At 72.9% G+C, this 17,676-nt stretch carries 18 protein-coding genes; 2 read left to right on the top strand and 16 right to left on the bottom strand.

The genetic code is table 11. From position 1 onward, the window contains the following. Positions 1–26 precede the first annotated feature (26 nt). The 16 genes from PV343_RS26615 to PV343_RS26540 all read right to left on the bottom strand — a co-directional run bounded on the left by PV343_RS26615 (position 27) and on the right by PV343_RS26540 (position 15,035). On the bottom strand, positions 27–767 hold the full coding sequence (locus PV343_RS26615) for a sirohydrochlorin chelatase (RefSeq protein ID WP_319149494.1): 741 nt from the start codon (positions 765–767) through the stop codon (positions 27–29). Positions 768–772: 5 nt separating this feature from the next. Continuing rightward, on the bottom strand, positions 773–1,657 hold the full coding sequence (locus PV343_RS26610; protein ID WP_319149493.1) for an ABC transporter permease: 885 nt from the start codon (positions 1,655–1,657) through the stop codon (positions 773–775). Beyond that, the gene (locus tag PV343_RS26605; protein WP_319149492.1) at positions 1,644–2,429 is read right to left on the bottom strand and encodes an ABC transporter ATP-binding protein; all 786 of its coding nucleotides are present in this window, start codon (positions 2,427–2,429) and stop codon (positions 1,644–1,646) included. Before PV343_RS26605 ends, PV343_RS26610 begins: the two co-directional genes overlap by 14 nt. Positions 2,430–2,463: 34 nt before the next feature. Continuing rightward, positions 2,464–3,576, bottom strand: coding sequence for an aliphatic sulfonate ABC transporter substrate-binding protein (locus PV343_RS26600; protein WP_319149491.1), 1,113 nt, complete (start codon positions 3,574–3,576; stop codon positions 2,464–2,466). Positions 3,577–3,689: 113 nt separating this feature from the next. Continuing rightward, entirely contained in the window at positions 3,690–3,818 is a 129-nt protein-coding gene (locus PV343_RS26595; protein ID WP_319149549.1) for a hypothetical protein, read from the bottom strand. Between the two features lie 3 nt (positions 3,819–3,821). Beyond that, entirely contained in the window at positions 3,822–5,156 is a 1,335-nt protein-coding gene (locus tag PV343_RS26590) for a sulfate adenylyltransferase subunit 1 (RefSeq protein WP_319149490.1), read from the bottom strand. A gap of 2 nt (positions 5,157–5,158) precedes the next feature. Beyond that, a complete protein-coding gene (gene cysD / locus PV343_RS26585; protein WP_319149489.1) occupies positions 5,159–6,100 on the bottom strand; it encodes a sulfate adenylyltransferase subunit CysD in 942 nt (313 codons plus the stop codon). After that, positions 6,097–6,633 (bottom strand): adenylyl-sulfate kinase, encoded by a 537-nt coding sequence (gene cysC, locus PV343_RS26580; protein ID WP_319149488.1) that lies wholly within the window; start codon positions 6,631–6,633, stop codon positions 6,097–6,099. The genes cysD and cysC overlap by 4 nt, the downstream gene beginning before the upstream one ends. A gap of 26 nt (positions 6,634–6,659) precedes the next feature. After that, the gene (locus PV343_RS26575) at positions 6,660–7,379 is read right to left on the bottom strand and encodes a phosphoadenylyl-sulfate reductase (protein ID WP_319149487.1); all 720 of its coding nucleotides are present in this window, start codon (positions 7,377–7,379) and stop codon (positions 6,660–6,662) included. After that, the gene (locus PV343_RS26570; protein ID WP_319149486.1) at positions 7,376–7,558 is read right to left on the bottom strand and encodes a hypothetical protein; all 183 of its coding nucleotides are present in this window, start codon (positions 7,556–7,558) and stop codon (positions 7,376–7,378) included. Before PV343_RS26570 ends, PV343_RS26575 begins: the two co-directional genes overlap by 4 nt. Beyond that, positions 7,555–9,255 carry a nitrite/sulfite reductase gene (locus tag PV343_RS26565; protein WP_319149485.1) on the bottom strand — a complete coding sequence of 567 codons (1,701 nt, stop codon included), beginning with the start codon at positions 9,253–9,255 and terminating at the stop codon, positions 7,555–7,557. Before PV343_RS26565 ends, PV343_RS26570 begins: the two co-directional genes overlap by 4 nt. 136 nt (positions 9,256–9,391) lie before the next feature. Beyond that, positions 9,392–9,475 (bottom strand): putative leader peptide, encoded by an 84-nt coding sequence (locus PV343_RS26560; protein WP_310739661.1) that lies wholly within the window; start codon positions 9,473–9,475, stop codon positions 9,392–9,394. Positions 9,476–9,602: 127 nt separating this feature from the next. Then, on the bottom strand, positions 9,603–10,175 hold the full coding sequence (locus PV343_RS26555) for a GNAT family N-acetyltransferase (RefSeq protein ID WP_319149483.1): 573 nt from the start codon (positions 10,173–10,175) through the stop codon (positions 9,603–9,605). A gap of 103 nt (positions 10,176–10,278) precedes the next feature. After that, positions 10,279–11,631, bottom strand: a complete 1,353-nt coding sequence (locus PV343_RS26550) for a hypothetical protein (protein WP_319149482.1) — start codon at positions 11,629–11,631, stop codon at positions 10,279–10,281. Positions 11,632–11,826: 195 nt separating this feature from the next. Beyond that, the gene (locus tag PV343_RS26545) at positions 11,827–13,101 is read right to left on the bottom strand and encodes a GAF domain-containing protein (protein ID WP_388236406.1); all 1,275 of its coding nucleotides are present in this window, start codon (positions 13,099–13,101) and stop codon (positions 11,827–11,829) included. Positions 13,102–13,397: 296 nt separating this feature from the next. Then, positions 13,398–15,035: an acyl-CoA dehydrogenase family protein gene (locus PV343_RS26540; RefSeq protein WP_319149480.1), complete on the bottom strand. Its 1,638-nt coding sequence runs from the start codon at positions 15,033–15,035 to the stop codon at positions 13,398–13,400. 130 nt (positions 15,036–15,165) lie between these two features. Between PV343_RS26540 and PV343_RS26535 the strand changes: the two genes are divergently transcribed. Next, a complete protein-coding gene (locus tag PV343_RS26535) occupies positions 15,166–16,341 on the top strand; it encodes a YihY/virulence factor BrkB family protein (protein ID WP_319149479.1) in 1,176 nt (391 codons plus the stop codon). 333 nt (positions 16,342–16,674) lie between these two features. Further along, positions 16,675–17,667, top strand: a complete 993-nt coding sequence (locus tag PV343_RS26530) for an AraC family transcriptional regulator (protein ID WP_319149478.1) — start codon at positions 16,675–16,677, stop codon at positions 17,665–17,667. Positions 17,668–17,676 lie beyond the last annotated feature (9 nt).

Genomic DNA, 17,676 nt, shown 5'->3' with positions numbered 1-17,676 from the left:
ACGCGCCGTGGCCCCGCCGCCAGGCGTCACGCGCCCAGTGCCGCCCGCGCCGGCAGGGCCGCCGTGTCGTAGCGCTCCAGCAGCACGCGTGCCACCTCGGGCGCCGGGCCGAGTACGTCGGCCAGGACGTCCGCCTCGTGTGCGCCGCCGGCGATGCGGTCCGGGAGGAAGCCGGGGGCCAGGACGTACGGGGCGACCGCGACCCGCTCGCAGCCGAGGTCGCGCAGTTCGCGCACCGCGTCCTCGGTGCGCGGAAGGGATGCGGAGGCGAACGCGGGCCGCACGGCGCACCAACCGGTGTGCCGCCACTCCCGCGCGATTTCTGCGATCACCGCGATCGCCTCCGGGTCGGAGGACCCCGCCGAGGCCAGTACGACCCCGGTCGAGGACTTGTCGGCGGGCGTCAGGCCCGCCTCGTACAGCCGGCGCTCCAGTGCCGCCAGCAGCAGCGGCGACGGGCCGAGCACCTCCGCCTGGCGGATCCGCAGCCGCGCCGGGGCGTCCCGCAGCACCGCAGGGATGTCCGCCTTGGCGTGGAAGGCGCGGGTCAGCAGCAGGGGCAGCGCCACGACGTCGCGTACGCCCTCCGCCGCCAGCGACTCCAGCACGCCCTGCACGGACGGGACGTTGAAGTCGAGGAAACCGGTCTCCAGGCGCAGCCCGGGCCGCAGCGACCGTACCCGCCGCACCAGGGCGTGCACGGTCGCGGCGTGCCGCGGGTCGCGGCTGCCGTGGGCGATGACGAGGAGGACCGGCCGGTGGCGCATGGGGGTCAGCCCTTCACCAGCAGGCCGCGGCTGCGCAGCACCCACCGCTCCAGCGGGCTGAAGATCAGCAGGTCGATGGCGATGCCGACGAACAGGATCAGGAAGATCGCCTCGAACACCATGGACATGGAACTGGCGTTGCGGCCGTTCTCCAGCAGCGCGCCGAGGCCGATGCCCAGGTCGGGGGAGGAAGCGATGATCTCCGCCGCCATCAGGGACCGCCAGGAGAACGCCCAGCCCTGCTTCAGTCCCGCCAGATAGCCGGGCAGTGCGGCGGGCAGCACGATGTGCCAGGCACCCCGCACCCCGGTCGCGCCCATGGTGCGGCCCGCCCGCAGGAACAGCGGCGGCACCTGGTCGATGCCGGAGACCAGGCCGTTGGCGATGGACGGGACGGCGCCGAGCAGGATCACCGCGTACATCATCGAGTTGTCCAGGCCCAGCCAGATCACCGCCGGCGGCACCCACGCCACCGACGGCAGCGACTGCAGGCCGGACAGCACGGGGCCGATGGCCGCCCGCACGAACTTCACCCGCGCCACGAGCAGCCCCAGCGGGGTGCCGATGGCGAGGGCGAACAGGAAGCCCAGCAGACCGCGCGAGACGCTGGTCCAGATGTAGCCGAGCAGCTTGCCTTCCAGCCAGGCTTCCTTGAACTCACCGCCCACGTCGGCGGGGGAGGGCAGCTTGGTCGGATCGTCGACGACCTTGAACGTGATCAGCGCCTGCCAGACCACCAGCACCACCGCGGTGGCGACGAGCGGCGGCAGGATCTTGCCGGTGAACGTCTGCCGGAACGGGGTGCGGCGCGGCGCGGCGCTCTCCAGGGCGTCGAGGCCGGCCTCGACGCTCCCCGCGTCCGTGGCGGTCTTCGTCTCAGTGCTGGCCATGACGGCGGATCTCCCCACGCAGGACTTCGGTGATCTCCAGGGACAGTTCGGCGACCGGGGCGTCCTCGATGCGCCGCGGCTGGGGGATGTCCACCCGCCACTCGCGGGCTATCCGGCCCGGGCGGGAGGACAGCAGCACGACCCGCTGCGCGAGCCGCACCGCCTCGCGCACGTTGTGCGTGACGAAGAGGACGGACAGGCCCGTCTCCTCCCAGATCCGGGTCAGTTCGTCGTGCAGCAGGTCGCGGGTGATCGCGTCCAGCGCCGCGAACGGCTCGTCCATCAGCAGCAGCCGGCTGTCCTGGGCGAGCGCGCGGGCCATCGCCACGCGCTGGCGCATCCCGCCGGACAGTTCGTGCACCCGCTTGCCGTACGAGCCCTTCAGCCGTACGAGTTCGAGCAGTTCGTCGGCGCGGCCGCGCCGCTCCTGCTTGGGAACACCGTTGAGCTTGAGGGCGAGTTCGATGTTCTTGCCCGCGGTCAGCCACGGGAAGAGCGCGTGCTCCTGGAACATCAGGGCGGGACGCCCGTGGGTGGTGATGCTGCCCGCGGAGGGCTGGTCGAGCCCCGCCACCAGGTTCAGCAGGGTCGACTTGCCACAGCCCGAGGCCCCCAGCAGGGTGACGAACTCGCCCGGTGCGACATCCAGGGTGATGTCGTCGAGGACGAGCTGCTGCCCTGTGGGCCCGGGGAAGGACTTCGAGACGTGCTCGATACGGGCGGCGTGGTCGACCGTGTCGACGTCATCGGCCTTGGCGAGCGCGGTTGCCATGATCGTCACCTCCTGGGAACTGTCGGATCCGGAACTACTTGACGCCGAGACCGGCGTCGCTGACGGAGGACTCACCCGCGGCCGCGAGGACCTTGTTCAGCGGGGTGAGGTCGTAGATGCCGGCCAGCTTCGGGTTCTCCAGCAGCCCCGCCTTCACCGCGTGCCGCGCTTCGGTGTCGAGCGTGGCGGCCAGCGGGTCGTCGGTGATCCGGATGGACTTCCACGCCGGGTCGAGGACATCGGCCGGCAGTGCCTTGCCGGAGTCGATGCCGAGCTGCTTGTTCGCGGCGGCCTTCGCGGGCCCCGGGTGGGCGTTGATCCACCGGTTCGTCTCGACGGAGGCCCGCAGGACCGCCTCGGCGGCCTTGGGGTGCTGCTTGAGGAACTTCTGCGACACGACGATGTTCGTGATCACGAATTTCTTGTCCGGCCACAGCGCCGACTCGTCCAGCAGCACCTTGCCGCCCTCGGCGACCAGCTTGGACGCGGTCGGCTCCGGCACCCAGGCGCCGTCCACGGAGCCCGACTCGAAGGCGTCCGGGGTCACCTTGTTGTCGGTCCTGACCACCGACACGTCACCCTTGCCGCTCTCCGCGTCGACCTTCCAGCCCTGTCCGGCCACCCAGTTGAGGAAGGCCACGTCCTGGGTGTTGCCGAGCTGGGGAGTGGCGATCCGCTTGCCCTTGATGTCCTTCAGCGACCTGATCTTCTCCGGGTCCACCACCAGCTTCACCCCGCCGGACGCCGAACCGCCGATGATGCGCAGGTTCTTGCCGCCGGACTTGGTATAACCGTTGATCGCCGGGGAGGGGCCGATCCAGCCGATGTCGATGGAGCCGGAGTTGAGGGCCTCGATCTCGGACGGGCCGGCGTTGAACACCTGGTAGGCGGCCTGGGTCGCGCCCAGCTCCTTCTGGAAGAACCCCTTCTGCCTGCCGACCAGCGCGGTGGCGTGGGTGAGGTTGCCGAAGTAGCCGATCTTCACGGAGTCGAGTCCGTCGATCTTCTCGGCGCCGGCGGCGACCTTGGTGTTCGCCGAGTCGTCCGCGGCCTTCGAGCCGTAGCCGCAGGCGGCCAGGGTCAGCAGCGGGAGCGCGGCGATCAGGGCCGCGCCGCGGCGAAGGAGCGTCGAGGTGGTGGCAGGCACGGGAGGTGTTCCTCTCGGAGGCCCGGCGGTCACGGACCCTCAGGTCGTGGCCGGGAGGTCGGCAGGTCTTCGCTTGTGGTGCGGGGGGAGGGCGCGCCGGCAGTGCGCGTACGTCACCGCGCACATCGCGCCACCCCGCCCTGCCCGCTGCCGAGGGCGCCGCTGCCGACGCGGCCGCCCTCCTTCGCGAACAGCGAGTAGAAATCGCCGGTGTCCATGGCGGTGTCCATGGCGGTGTCCATGGCTCAGAAGTCCCAGCCGTCGTCTTCGGCGGCGTCCTTGACCGGCTCGGGCGTCGCGAACGACTCCCCGACCATGCCCGCCGTGAGCGTGGTGCCGTCGCTGGGGTCGATCAGGATGAACGAGCCCGTGCGGCGCGAGTCGGCGTAGGAGTCGACGGGCAGCGGCTCGGCGGTACGGATCTTCACCCGGCCGATGTCGTTGGCGGCGAGCCGGCCCGGGTGCGGGTGCAGCGACAGGTCGTCGAGCGTGAGCCGGGACGGGATGTCCTTGACGATCGCCTTGACCGTGCGGGTTCCGTGCTTGAGCAGCACCCGGTGGCCGACGGTCAGCGGCTGGTCGGCGACGTGGCAGACGGTCGCCTCCACGTCCTGGGTGGTGGGCGGCGCGTCCTTGGTCGGCACGATCAGGTCGCCGCGCGAGACGTCGATGTCGTCCTCCAGCAGGACCGTCACCGACTGCGTCGTCCACGCCGTGTCGACCGGCTCGCCGAGCAGGTCGATGCCGGAGATCCGGGTGGTCCGCCCGGACGGCAGCACCGTCACCGGCTCGCCGACGCGGAAGGTGCCGGCCGCGATCTGGCCCGCGTAGCCCCGGTAGTCCGGGTGGTCGGCGGTCCGCGGCCGGATCACGAACTGCACGGGCAGCCGCGCGTGGCAGTGCGCCAGGTCGTGGCTGACCGGGACGGTCTCCAGGTGCTCCAGCACGGTCGGGCCGCCGTACCAGTCCATGTTCGCGGACGGCTCCACCACGTTGTCGCCCGCGAGCGCCGAGATCGGGATCGCGGTGACCTCGGGGACGCCCAGCTCGGTCGCGTACGCCGTGAACTCCTCGGCGATCGCGGCGAACACCGGCTCCTCGTAGTCGACCAGGTCCATCTTGTTGACGGCGAGGACCACGTGCGGCACCCGCAGCAGCGCGGCGATGGCCGCGTGCCGCCGGGTCTGCTCGACCACGCCGTTGCGGGCGTCGACGAGGATCACGGTCAGCTCGGCCGTGGAGGCGCCGGTCACCATGTTGCGGGTGTACTGCACATGGCCGGGCGTGTCGGCGAGGATGAACCGGCGGCGGGGCGTGGCGAAGTAGCGGTAGGCCACGTCGATGGTGATGCCCTGCTCCCGCTCGGCGCGCAGGCCGTCGGTGAGCAGCGCGAGGTCGGGGCCCTCCTGGCCCCGGCTCGCCGACGCCCGCTCCACGGCCTCCAGCTGGTCGGTGAGGACCGACTTGGAGTCGTGCAGCAGCCGTCCGACGAGCGTGGACTTGCCGTCGTCGACGGAGCCGGCGGTGGCGAACCGCAGCAGCGTGGTGGCCGAGAGCGCCTCGGTCGTGGTCGTGCTCATGCTTAGAAGTACCCCTCGCGCTTGCGGTCTTCCATCGCGGCCTCGGAGAGCTTGTCGTCGGCGCGCGTGGCGCCGCGCTCGGTGAGCCGGGAGGCGGCGATCTCGGCGATGACGGCGTCCAGCGTGGTCGCGTCCGAGTCGACGGCGCCGGTGCAGGACATGTCACCGACGGTCCGGTAGCGGACCAGGCGCCGCTCGACGGTCTCGCCGTCCTTCGGGCCGCCCCACTCGCCCGCCGTCAGCCACATGCCGCCGCGCGCGAACACGTCACGCTCGTGCGCGAAGTAGATCTGCGGCAGCTCGATGCCCTCGCGGGCGATGTACTGCCAGACGTCCAGCTCGGTCCAGTTGGACAGCGGGAAGACCCGCACGTGCTCGCCGGGGGCGTGCCGGCCGTTGTACAGGTTCCACAGCTCGGGCCGCTGACGGCGCGGGTCCCACTGGGAGAACTCGTCCCGCAGCGAGAACACCCGCTCCTTGGCCCGGGCCTTCTCCTCGTCGCGCCGACCGCCGCCGAACACGGCGTCGAACTTCCCGCTCTGGATCCTCTCGGTCAGCGGCAGCGTCTGCAACGGGTTACGGGTCCCGTCGGGCCGCTCCTTGAGCACACCCCGGTCGATGTAGTCCTGTACCGAGGCCACATGGAGGCGCAGCCCATGGGCGTCGACCACACGGTCCCGGTACTCCAGCACCTCGGGGAAGTTGTGTCCGGTGTCCACATGGAGCAGCGAGAAGGGGATCGCCGCGGGGGCGAACGCCTTCAGCGCGAGGTGCAGCATGAGGATGGAGTCCTTGCCGCCGGAGAACAGGATCACCGGGTTCTCGAACTCGCCCGCCACCTCGCGGAAGATGTGCACCGCCTCGGACTCCAGCGCGTCCAGGTGGGAGAGGGCGTACGGGCCGGACGTCCCCTCGCCGGTCGCGGTCTTGGCGACGGTCGTCATGCCAGTCCCCTCTCGCTCAGCAGGGCGTACACGGTGGCCGCGGACTCCTGCACGCTCTGGTGCTGCGACTCGATCCGCAGCTCGGGTGTCTCGGGCTCCTCGTACGGGTCGTCGACCCCGGTCAGCCCCGACAGCTCGCCCGCCGCCTGCTTGGCGTACAGCCCCTTCACGTCCCGCACCGAGCACACCTCGACCGGGGTGGCGACGTGGACCTCCAGGTACGGCGTCCCGTTCTCCTCGTGCCGCTTGCGGACGGCGTCCCGGCTGTCCGCGTACGGCGCGATCACCGGGACCAGCGCCGTGACGCCGTTGCGGGCGAGGAGCTCGGCGACGAAGCCGATGCGCTGCACGTTGGTGTGCCGGTCCTCGCGGGAGAAGCCGAGGCCCGCCGAGATGAACTCGCGGATCTCGTCGCCGTCGAGCACCTCGGTCCGGTGGCCCTCGTCGCGCAGCCGGGCCGCCAGTTCGTGGGCGATGGTGGTCTTGCCGGCGCTCGGCAGACCCGTGAGCCAGACGGTGGCTCCGGTGGTCACGTGGTTCTCCTGTGTCTGGTCGGTCGTCATCCGTGCAGCCCGCACTCGGTCTTGGCGCGGCCCGCCCAGCGGCCGGCGCGCGCGTCCTCGCCCTCCAGGACCCGTCGGGTGCAGGGGGCGCAGCCGATGGAGGGGTAGCCGTCCGTCAGCAACGGGTTGGTCAGGACGCCGTGTTCGGCCACGTAGGCGTCCACGTCGTCCTGGGTCCAGCGGGCGATCGGGGAGACCTTGACCTTCTGCCGCTTCTCGTCCCAGCCGACCACCGGGGTGTTCGCCCGGGTCGGGGACTCGTCGCGGCGCAGGCCCGTCGCCCAGGCCAGATAGCCCCTCAGGCCCTCTTCCAGCGGCTGCACCTTGCGCAGCCGGCAGCACAGGTCGGGGTCGCGGTCGTGCAGCTTCGGGCCGTACTCCGCGTCCTGTTCGGCGACCGTCTGCCGCGGGGTGAGGGTGATGACGTTGACGTCCATCACGGCCTCGACGGCGTCCCGGGTGCCGATGGTCTCCGGGAAGTGGTAGCCGGTGTCGAGGAAGACGACGTCCACGGGGGCGTCCTCCCTGCGCACGCGCGAGGCCAGGTGGGCGACCACGGCGTCCTCCATGGAGGAGGTGACGCAGAACCGCGCCCCGAAGGTGTCCACCGCCCAGCGCAGGATCTCCAGGGCGGGGGCGTCCTCCAGGTCCCGGCCGGCCTGCTCCGCGAGGGCCTTCAACTCCTCGGCCGTGCGCTCTGACTGAGCCGTCGTCATATCGCGTCGTCCCCTCCGTTGTCGGCTCGCCTCAGGCCCCGGGCGAGCAGCCCCAGGAACTTCAGCTGGAATGCGCGGTTGCACGCCCCGCACTCCCAGGCGCCGTGGCCCTGCTCGCCCGGGCGCAGGTCCTCGTCGCCGCAGTAGGGGCAGTGGAACGGCGCGGCCCGCTCGCTCATGACAGCGCCTCCTCGGAGGCGCGGGCCGCCCAGGTCGCGAACCGCTCGCCGTCCTCACGTTCGGCCTGGTAGCGCTTGAGGACCCGCTCGATGTAGTCGGGCAGTTCCCGCGAGGTGACCTTCAGGCCGCGCACCTTGCGGCCGAAGCCGGCGTCGAGGCCGAGCGCGCCGCCCAGGTGCACCTGGTAGCCCTCGACCTGCTCGCCGTTCTCGCCGAGGACGAGCTGGCCCTTGAGACCGATGTCCGCGACCTGGATGCGGGCGCAGGCGTTCGGGCAGCCGTTGAGGTTGATGGTGATCGGCTGGTCGAAGTCCGGCAGGCGGCGCTCGAGTTCGTCGATGAGCTGGGAGCCGCGCTCCTTGGTCTCGACGATGGCGAGCTTGCAGAACTCGATGCCGGTGCACGCCATGGTGCCGCGCCGGAAGGAGGACGGCCGGGCGGTGAGGTCCAGCGCCTCCAGGCCCTCGACCAGCGAGTCGACCTGCTCCTCCGCGACGTCGAGGACGATCATCTTCTGCTCGACGGTGGTCCGGACCCGGCCCGAGCCGTGCGCCTCCGCGAGCTCGGCGACCTTGGTGAGGGTGGCGCCGTCGACCCGGCCGACGCGCGGGGCGAAACCGACGTAGTAGCGGCCGTCCTGCTGCCGGTGCACGCCGACGTGGTCGCGCCACTGCTGCACCGGCTGCTCGGGGGCGGGCCCGTCGATCAACTTGCGGCCGCCCAGGTACTCGTCCTCCAGCACCTGGCGGAACTTCTCCGCGCCCCAGTCGGCGACGAGGAACTTCAGGCGGGCCCGGTTGCGCAGCCGGCGGTAGCCGTAGTCCCGGAAGATCGAGATCACGCCCTCGTAGACGTCCGGGACCTCGTCCAGCGGGACCCACGCGCCCAGACGGACGCCCAGCTTGGGGTTGGTGGACAGGCCGCCGCCCACCCACACGTCGAAGCCCGGCCCGTGCTCGGGGTGCCGTACGCCGACGAACGCCACGTCGTTGATCTCGTGCACCACGTCCAGCAGGGGCGAGCCCGAGATGGCCGTCTTGAACTTGCGCGGCAGGTTGGAGTACGCCTTGTTGTTCAGGACCCGGCGCTTCATCTCCTCCAGCGCCGGGGTGGCGTCGATGATCTCGTCCTCGGCGATGCCGGCCACCGGCGAGCCGATCATCACACGTGGGGTGTCGCCGCAGGCGGTGACCGTCGAAAGGCCCACGCCCTCCAGCCGCTCCCAGATCTCCGGCACGTCCTCGATGCGGATCCAGTGGTACTGGACGTTCTGCCGGTCGGTGATGTCCGCGGTGCCGCGCGCGAACTCCTGGGAGATCTCGCCGATCACCCGCAGCTGCCGCGTCGTGAGCGCGCCGCCGTCGATCCGGACGCGCAGCATGAAGTACTCGTCGTCCAGCTCCTCCGGCTCCAGGACCGCGGTCTTGCCGCCGTCGATCCCGGGCTTGCGCTGGGTGTAGAGGCCCCACCAGCGCATCCGGCCGCGCAGGTCGCTCGGGTCGATCGAGTCGAATCCGCGCTTGGAGTAGATCGTCTCAATGCGTGTCCGCACATTGAGACCGTCGTCGTCCTTCTTGACCTGCTCGTTCCCGTTCAGCGGGGTGAAGTGGCCCGCGGCCCACTGGCCCTCGCCGCGGTGACGGCTCACCTTGCGGCGGGGCGCTGAAGCGGCTGGGTTCTGTGGGGTGGCGGCCATGGTTCTACGTCCTTCGGACAGGCTGCGGACAGGCGGAAAGCGGCACTGACCTGCGCGTACGCGAGCATGCGGGCATGCGTGCGCGTCCTTGCGCAGCAGGCAGGCGGGGAGAGGGGGCGCGGCGGTGCTGGGTCGGTCAGCTCGCCGGACAGATGGCGCTGGACATGCGGCCGAGGTCGACGTGCCGCCGACTCACCAAGGCAATTCCAGTTCCAGGCATGGCGGAAGCCTGGCACGGCGATCTGGACACAGTCCAGCTTTATCCAGAATGCGGACACCCTTGTCCCGAAGTGTGGGACAAGGGTGTCGTCGGTCACATGCCGTGCGGGACGGCTTGTCGGAGCAGGTCAGGCCGGGTAGGCCCCCGGCCAGGGGCCGGGGGTGGCCACCACGGCCTCCTCCTCGACCTTGGTGTCGAACAGGGTGAAGCCCCGGCGCAGGTAGTTGTCCATCGCGAACTCGCCGTCCTTGCTGCACGTGTGCAGCCACACCCGCTTCGTCGGCGTCCGCTCGGCCCACCGCTCCGCCAGGTCCCAGGCGCGGGCCGCGCCGTACGACAGCAGGTGCCCGCCGATGCGGCGGCCCCGGAAGGCCGGGATGAGACCGAAGTAGACGATCTCCACCACGCCGTCGTCCTGCGGCTCCAGTTCGACGTACCCGGCGGGCGTGCCCCGGTCGTAGGCGACCCAGGTCTCCACACCGGGCCGGTCCAGGTGGCGCCGCCACCGCGCGTAGTCCCAGCCGAGCCGGTCCGTCCAGCGGATGTCGCCGCCGACGGAGGCGTATAGGAAGCGGCTGAACTCCGGGGAGGGGACCTCGGCGCGGACGATCCGCACGTCGCCGTCGGGGGCGGCGGCGGACAGGAGGTCGGCCGGCGAGGTCTGTTCCAGGGACCAGGTGGTGACAGGGGCGCTGCTCATGCGGGCCAGGGAATCATCCCGTCCGCCCGTCTGTCGATCCGCGGCCCGTCCACCGGTCCGCCACGGGTTCGCCGGTCCGCCGCCCGCCCGTCGGCCCGTCCGCTCAGTCCAGCGACCGGTCCAGCGTGGCCAGCGGCATCGCGAACAGCATCCGCCGGGACAGGGACCACACCTCGCCCGTCTCCTGCCAGTACGACAGCGATCCCGGGCCCTGGGCCCAGCAGCGGTGGGAGGCGTCCGAGCCGCAGCGGTCCGCCTTCGCACCCTTGGTGTCCTGCCGCCAGAGACCGCCGTGGCCGTCGGCGCTCCCGCCGCCCCCGGCGTTCGCGGACACGTGTCCCACATACCAGGACGGGCCGGCCGCCCCGGCCTGCCGGTACGACAGCACGCCCCGGATCCCGGTCGCCCGGGTGCGGTAGGCCTCGACCGGGTCCACCCGCCCGGCGGCGCCGGTGGCGAGCAGCCCCTCGCGGGCGGGGTCGGTGCTGAACGCGTACCGCCACAGCCGCGCGCGCCGCTCGCTGCCCGGGGCCGTCCACTCGGCGGCCACCAGGCTGTCGGGCGCGGTGCCGCGATCCAGGGAGATGCCCGCGGGACAGGGCGGCCCCGAGGCGCCGCAACGGCCGGCGGCGAAGCGGTAGGAGCCCACGGCGGGCATCACGTACCGGTAGCCGCCGCCCGACCAGCCGCCGTGCACGCGGCCGATCGCGGCCCGGTCCGCGGTGGTGCGCTGGATGCGGTCGAGGTCGTAGACGTAGAGCGCGTCGGCGCTGCCGCTGCGCGTGGTGACCAGGAGCTTGTCCTGGTACCAGACCATCCCGGAGACCCCGGAGGCCAGAGCGCGGTAGTCACGGCCGCCCTCGACGGGCACCACCAGGAGCACCCAGCGGTAGACGGGGTGCCGCGGGTCGTCGGCGTCGACGAACGCGACCCTGGCCAGGCCCCGCTCGGCGGCGGGCCCGGTGGCGGTGTCGTGGGTCCAGCCGGTGAGGATCACCCGGTGGCTGCCCCAGACGCCGTCGTCGTCGGCGTCCCCCGAGGTGGTGACGGAGGCCGGCTGCCAGGCGGTGCCCGCGGTGTCGGCCCGGTCCCAGCAGTAGGCGCGGGTGACGGCCGGGGCGACGGGCAGGGTCTCGCGGTCCTCGGAACCGCAGCCGGCGCCCTCGCGCAGCGAGCGGTCGGCGCTGCGCAGCACGGCGTCCACGCCGACCGGGCGGCCCATGGAGGCGGCGAGCCGGTTCAGGGTGCGGGCGGGCACGAGGTGTTCGCGCAGTCGCAGCGGGGCGGTGTCCGCCCGGGAGGTCAGCGGCCGCAGCGCGCCGGGGTTCGCGGCGACGGTGGCCTGAGAGGCGCTGATCAGGGTGGCGGTCGCGGTGAGCGCCAGCGCGGCCCCGGCGAGGACCGCGCGCAGAGCCGCGCCCCGCCTGCGTCTGCGGTGTCTGCCGCGTTGCTTCATGTCTCCTCCCGAGCGGGCCAACTGCGCCTGGTGGTCCGTGAGTTGACCAGGGAGCAGGTGGGGAGGCCCATAGGGATGCTACGGCAGTAACGGGCGCCGTGGGGCCAAGACCCGCAAATATGCGGAAGGCACGCGCACGGAACGGACCGCCCCGTACGACCCGGTCGCCCGCTCCGCCCCGGGCGTCGAGTCCCGTCAGCCGGCCCCGGCCGTCGCCCTGCGCCGCGTGACCGCCGGTGCCGTCGAGTGCGGCAGCAGGTCGCGCGGGTCCTCGGGCAGCAGCACCTCGACCTCCGCGTCCTCCCTGAAGCGGTACGGCCGGTGGCGCAGAACCTCCCCCAGGTAGCGGCGGATCCTGGACATCTCCGCCCGTACGGTGACCGTGCGGGACGGGTCGCCGAACAGGTCCTCGGCGAGGCCCGCCGCACCGCGCCCCTTGCGGTGTTCGGCCAGCAGGTACAGCAACTCCGCGTGCCGGGGACTGAGTTCCCGGGACCAGGAACCCGCGGCCCCCGTCACGGTCACCGAAGTGCGGCCCGCCCGGCCCAGATCCAGCTCCACCCTCAGGTCCGTGGCCGGCGGCGGTTCCTCGGCGGCGCGCAGCAGCCAGCCGCCGGCCAGCGGCTCCACCGCGCAGGTGCCGAGCGCGGGCAGCCGGTGCGGGCCCGGGGTCAGCGACTTGGGCAGCGACACGCGCCGCACGTACGGCATCCCCGTGACGGCTGCCGTCCAGCCGTCCCGGTCCACCGCCAGCGCCCTGCCGTCCAGCCGGGCCAGCACCGGCGCCGCCACCGCCCGCAGCCCCTCCAGGGAGTGAAGGTGCAGTTCCCGCAGCCGGGCCTCGGCGAGCTTGGCGACCGCGTCCACCCAGGCGAGCGTCGCCGGATGCATGGTCTTAAGCGGGCCGCTGACGTCCACCACCCCCAGGAGACCGCCGTCCCGGGGGTCGGTGATCGGGGCACCCGCGCACGTCCAGGAGGTGTGGGTGCGCACGAAGTGTTCCCCGGCGAAGACCTGTACGGGCCGCCGTACGACCGCGGCCGTCCCCACGCCGTTGGTTCCGACGACGTCTTCGCGCCAGTCGGCGCCGAGTTCGAATCCGAGCCCGTCGGCCTTGCGCAGCACCGCGGGGGAGCCCTCCCGCCACAGGACGCGTCCCTCGGCGTCCGCGACCACCATGATGTGCGCGCCGGCGTCCGCGACCGAAAGCAGCCCCTGCCGCAGCACGGGCAGCACCCGCCCGAGCGGCGACTCCTCCCGTCTGCGCCGCACCTCCTCGGCCGACAGCGGCCGGGACCGCACGTCGCGGTCGGGGTCGACGCCGCCGCGCAGCATCCGCCCCCAGGACTGCTCGATCACCGGGCGCGGCGCGATCCGCGCACGTCGTCCGGCCAGCGTCGCCTCGCGCATCTGGTGCAGCACCCGCGCCGCCTGCGCCGCGTCCACGGCGGCCAGGCGCGCCACGTTCACCGGCGGGTTCACCACTGGGGTCCTCCCGGGAAAAGGGGCATCGAACACAACGGTCTAGCCGTCCGGGCGGCGGTTTCCGGCCCGGCCGTGCCTCCCATAGTGCCGTCCGGCGCGGACCGGAGGCACGCACTCCGTCCACCGTCACCGACAAGTTGCAACCCCCTGCAACCCTGGCGATTCACCCGCGAGTGGCCGAGACTTGACCACGACGCCGCCCCCGGGCGGCGTTTCGTGCCCTTCAACGGGCCCATGAGGCGGGGGTGGTGCCGTGTCGGCGCAGCACCACCCCCAGCCGCCTACGACACCGGCCGTGCCCGTTCCACCACCGACGCCAGGTCCAGTCCCGACGGCAGGGTGCCGAAGGCCGCGCCCCGGTCGCCGCCGAGGCGTGAGGCGCAGAACGCGTCGGCCACCGCGGGCGGCGCGTACCGCACCAGCAGGGAACCCTGGAGCACCAGCGCGAGCCGTTCCACCAGGCGCCGCGCCCGCGCCTCGACCCCGTCCAGGTCGGCGAGTTCGGTGAACAGGTCCTTCACCGCCCGGTCCAGCCGGTGGTCGGCGCCGTGCGCCCGCCCGATCTCGGTGAGGCAGGCGTCCAGCGCGCCCGGCTCGCGCCGCAGCGCCCGCAGCACGTCCAGCGCCTGCACGTTCCCCGCGCCCTCCCAGATCGAGTTCAGCGGCGACTCGCGCACCAGCCGGGGCAGCCCCGACTCCTCGACGTACCCGTTGCCGCCCAGGCACTCCGCGGCCTCCACCGCGAGCGGCGCGCAGCGCTTGGTGATCCAGTACTTGGCGGCCGGCACCGCGAGCCGCAGCAGGGCCAGCTCCTGCTCGCCGCCGTCGTCGTAGGCGGCCGCGAGCCGCAGCGCCAGCGCGGTCGCCGCCTCCGACTCCAGCGCCAGGTCGGCCAGCACGTTGCGCATCAGCGGCTTGTCGATCAGCTTCGCGCCGAACGCCTCCCGGTGCGCGCAGTGGTGTACGGCCTGGGCGACCGCCTGCCGCATCAGGCCGGCCGAGCCGAGCGCGCAGTCCAGCCGGGTCGCGGTGACCATCTCGATGATGGTGGGCACCCCGCGCCCCTCCTCGCCGACCCGGCGGGCCCAGGTGCCGTCGAACTCGACCTCCGCTGAGGCGTTGGACCGGTTGCCCAGCTTGTCCTTGAGCCGCTGGATCAGGAACGTGTTGAGGGCGCCGTCCGGCAGCACCCGGGGGACCAGAAAGCAGGTGAGCCCGCCGGGGGCCTGCGCGAGCACCAGGAAGCCGTCCGACATCGGCGCCGAGCAGAACCACTTGTGCCCGGTCAGCGTGTACGTCCCGGTCTCGGCGAGCGGCCGCGCCTCGGTGGTGTTCGCCCGGACGTCGCTGCCGCCCTGCTTCTCCGTCATGCCCATGCCGAACAGGGCGCCGGCCTTCGCCGCGGCCGGCCGCAGGTCCTGGTCGTAGATCACGGACGTCAGCAGCGGCTCCCACTCGGCCGCCAGCTCCGGGTCCGCCCGCAGCGCGGGCACCGCCGCGTGCGTCATCGACAGCGGACAGCAGGTGCCCGCCTCGACCTGGGTCCAGATGAGGAACCCGGCCGCCCGGCGCACATGCCCCGCGGGCCGCGTCCAGGCGGCCGTCAGCCCCGCCGAGACCCCCTTGCCGAGCATCCGGTGCCAGGCCGGGTGGAACTCGACCCGGTCGACCCGGTGGCCGTACCGGTCGTGGGTGCGCAGCCGCGGCGGGTGCTCGTTCGCGAGCGCGCCCCACTCCTGCACCTGCGCCGAGCCCACCGCCCGGCCGAGCGCGGCCAGCTCGGCGCGCACCTCGTCCAGCGTGTCCGCGGCGGTGTGCCGCTCGACGGCCTCGACGAGGGCCCGGTCGGCGGTGAAGACGTCGTAGGCCACCAGCGGAGGCGGCTGGTTCGTCACGGTGTGGGTCGAGTTGCCTGCCATGATTGCGAACCTACCCGGGATCGCGGCGATGCTGGCATCCAGAGTCGCACAGCGCGCCCGCCGGTGCGCCCGGCCCTCCCACCGGCACCGGAAGGTGAGGCCGGTCCGGTCCGGCGGATACGGTTGGACCGTGCAGTCAGGAAGTGAAACCCCCGAGCGGCCCCCGGGCCGGCTCCACCGGGCCAGAGCCCTCTACCGCAACGTCTCCAAGCGCAGGACCGCCTGGCTGCTGCTCAAGGACACCGTCAACTCCTGCATGGAATACCGCATCCTGGGCCTCGCGGCGGAGGCGGCGTTCTTCACCCTGCTGTCCGTGCCGCCCCTGCTGCTCAGCCTCATCGGCCTGCTCGGCTACGTGGACGCCTGGACCGGCGCCGACACCATCGCCAGCCTGGAGCACAACCTGCTGGACGCCTCCCGCACGGTCCTGTCCGACCGGGGCGTCAAGGAGATCGCCGAGCCGATCCTGCACGACGTGATGAAGGGCGGCAGACCCGACGTCATCTCCATCGGCTTCCTGTTCGCCCTGTGGTCCGGCTCCCGCGCGGTCAACGTCTTCATCGACACGATCACCGTCATGTACGGCCTCGACGGCGTCCGCGGCATCGTCAAGACCCGGATGATGTCCTTCCTGCTGTTCATCGTGGCCCTGCTGATCGGTTCGGTGGCGCTGCCGCTGATGGTGGCCGGACCCGACGCGGTGGTGCGTGTCGTGCCCTGGTCGGAGACGGTCGTCCAGGTCCTGTACTGGCCGGTCGTCATCGTGCTGTCCATCGTCTTCCTCACCACGCTCTACCACGTGTCCGTGCCCGTCCGCTCCCCGTGGATCGAGGACGTGCCCGGCGCCCTCGTCGCCCTCGCCATGTGGGTCCTCGGCAGCTTCCTGCTGCGCATCTACCTGACGAACACCATCGAGGGCGCCACCATCTACGGCTCACTCGCCGCCTCCGTCGCCGTCCTGCTGTGGATCGGCGTGTCCGCCTTCGCCGTGCTCGTCGGGGCCGCCGTCAACGCCGCGATCGACCGCGTCTGGCCGGCCGCCGCCACCGGCGCCGCCCGCGCGGCCAACGAACGGGTCCTGGAGGCCCAGGTCGCCGAGTACGTCGCCCGCGCCACCGCCGCCCGCGACAGCGACCCCGACGACCCCGACATGCCCTCCGAGTTCCCCGAGCGCTGGTCCCGCTTCCTCCCCCCGGAGGACGTGACCGCCCGGCTGCGCACCCACGCCCGCAACCCCCACCACCACGCGCACAAGGACCACGGCACCGGCGGCACCGAAGGCGACACCCGCCCACCCGGCAGGTGACCCCGCCGCCGGCACCGCCCGCCCACGTACCGCGGTCGGCACCGCCCGCCCACGTACCGCGGTCGGCACCGCCCGCCCACGTACCGCGGTCGGCACCGCCCGCCCACGTACCGCCGTCGGCACCGCCACCCGTGCACCGCCGCCGGCACCGCCGCCCACGCACCGCTTCCGGCACCGCCGCCCACGAACGGCACGGACCTTAAGCGGCGCCGCACGCCCGGCGCGGCCCGCGAGCGCGCCGTCCAGGAGCGGCTCCGCCCGCGAACGGCATCGCCCCCGGCGGCTCCGCCCACCCGGCGCCCGCACCCCGTCGCGCGCCTCTACCCTGACCCCATGGACGCTCCTCCGGGCCCGCTCACCCCCACGCGCGGGGACCCCCTCGCCAGCCTGCTGGACGGCCCCCGCGCCCGTGGCGCCTTCATGATCCGCGCCTGCTTCGAGCCGCCCTGGGCGGTCCGCGTGGAGGATGGCGCCCCGCTCACCGTCATGCTGATGGCACGCGGCGACGCCTGGATCACCCACGACGGCGACAGCGGCGGTGACGGAGACGGCGAACCGGTCCGGCTGCGCTCCGGCGACCTGGCCATCACCCGCGGCCCCGCCCCCTACACCTGCGCCGACGCCCCCGGCACCGCCCCGCAGGCGCTGATCCTGCCCGGCGGCGAGTGCCACCACCCCGACGGCCGCCCCCTCAACGGCTCGATGGACCTCGGCGTCCGCACCTGGGGCGACCGCCCGGACGCCCCCACCGTGATGCTCATCGGCACCTACCTCATGCGCGGCGAGATCAGCGGCCGCCTCCTCGACGCCCTGCCACCCCTGCTGACCCTCCCCGCCGAGACCTGGCCCAGCCCGCTCGTCCCGCTGCTCATGGACGAGGTCGTCCGCGACGAACCCGGCCAGGAAGTCGTCCTCGACCGCCTGCTCGACCTGCTCGTCATCAGCGCCCTGCGCGCCTGGTTCTCCCGCCCCGAGGCCGCCGCGCCCGGCTGGTACGGGGCCCTCGCCGACCCCGTCGTGGGCCGCGCGCTGCGCCTCATCCAGGACGACCCGGCCCACCCCTGGACGGTGTCCGCGCTCGCCGCCAAGGCCGGTGTCTCCCGCGCCGCCCTGGCCCGCCGCTTCACCGAACTGGTCGGCGAGCCGCCCATGACCCACCTCACCGCCTGGCGCCTCGCCCTGGCCGCCGACCGCCTCCGCGACACCGACGACACCCTGGCCGCCATCGCCCGCCAGGTCGGCTACGGCAGCGCGTTCGCGCTCTCCGGCGCCTTCAAACGGGTCTACGGCGTCAGCCCCCAGGAACACCGCGCCCGGGCGGCGTAGCCTGGCCCA

The organism is Streptomyces sp. WI03-4A (assembly GCF_033792105.1).
GTDB classification, from domain to species: domain Bacteria; phylum Actinomycetota; class Actinomycetes; order Streptomycetales; family Streptomycetaceae; genus Streptomyces; species Streptomyces collinus_A.
The sequence above is the reverse complement of the archived record's forward strand: the minus strand, read 5'-3'. Positions and strand labels throughout refer to the sequence as shown.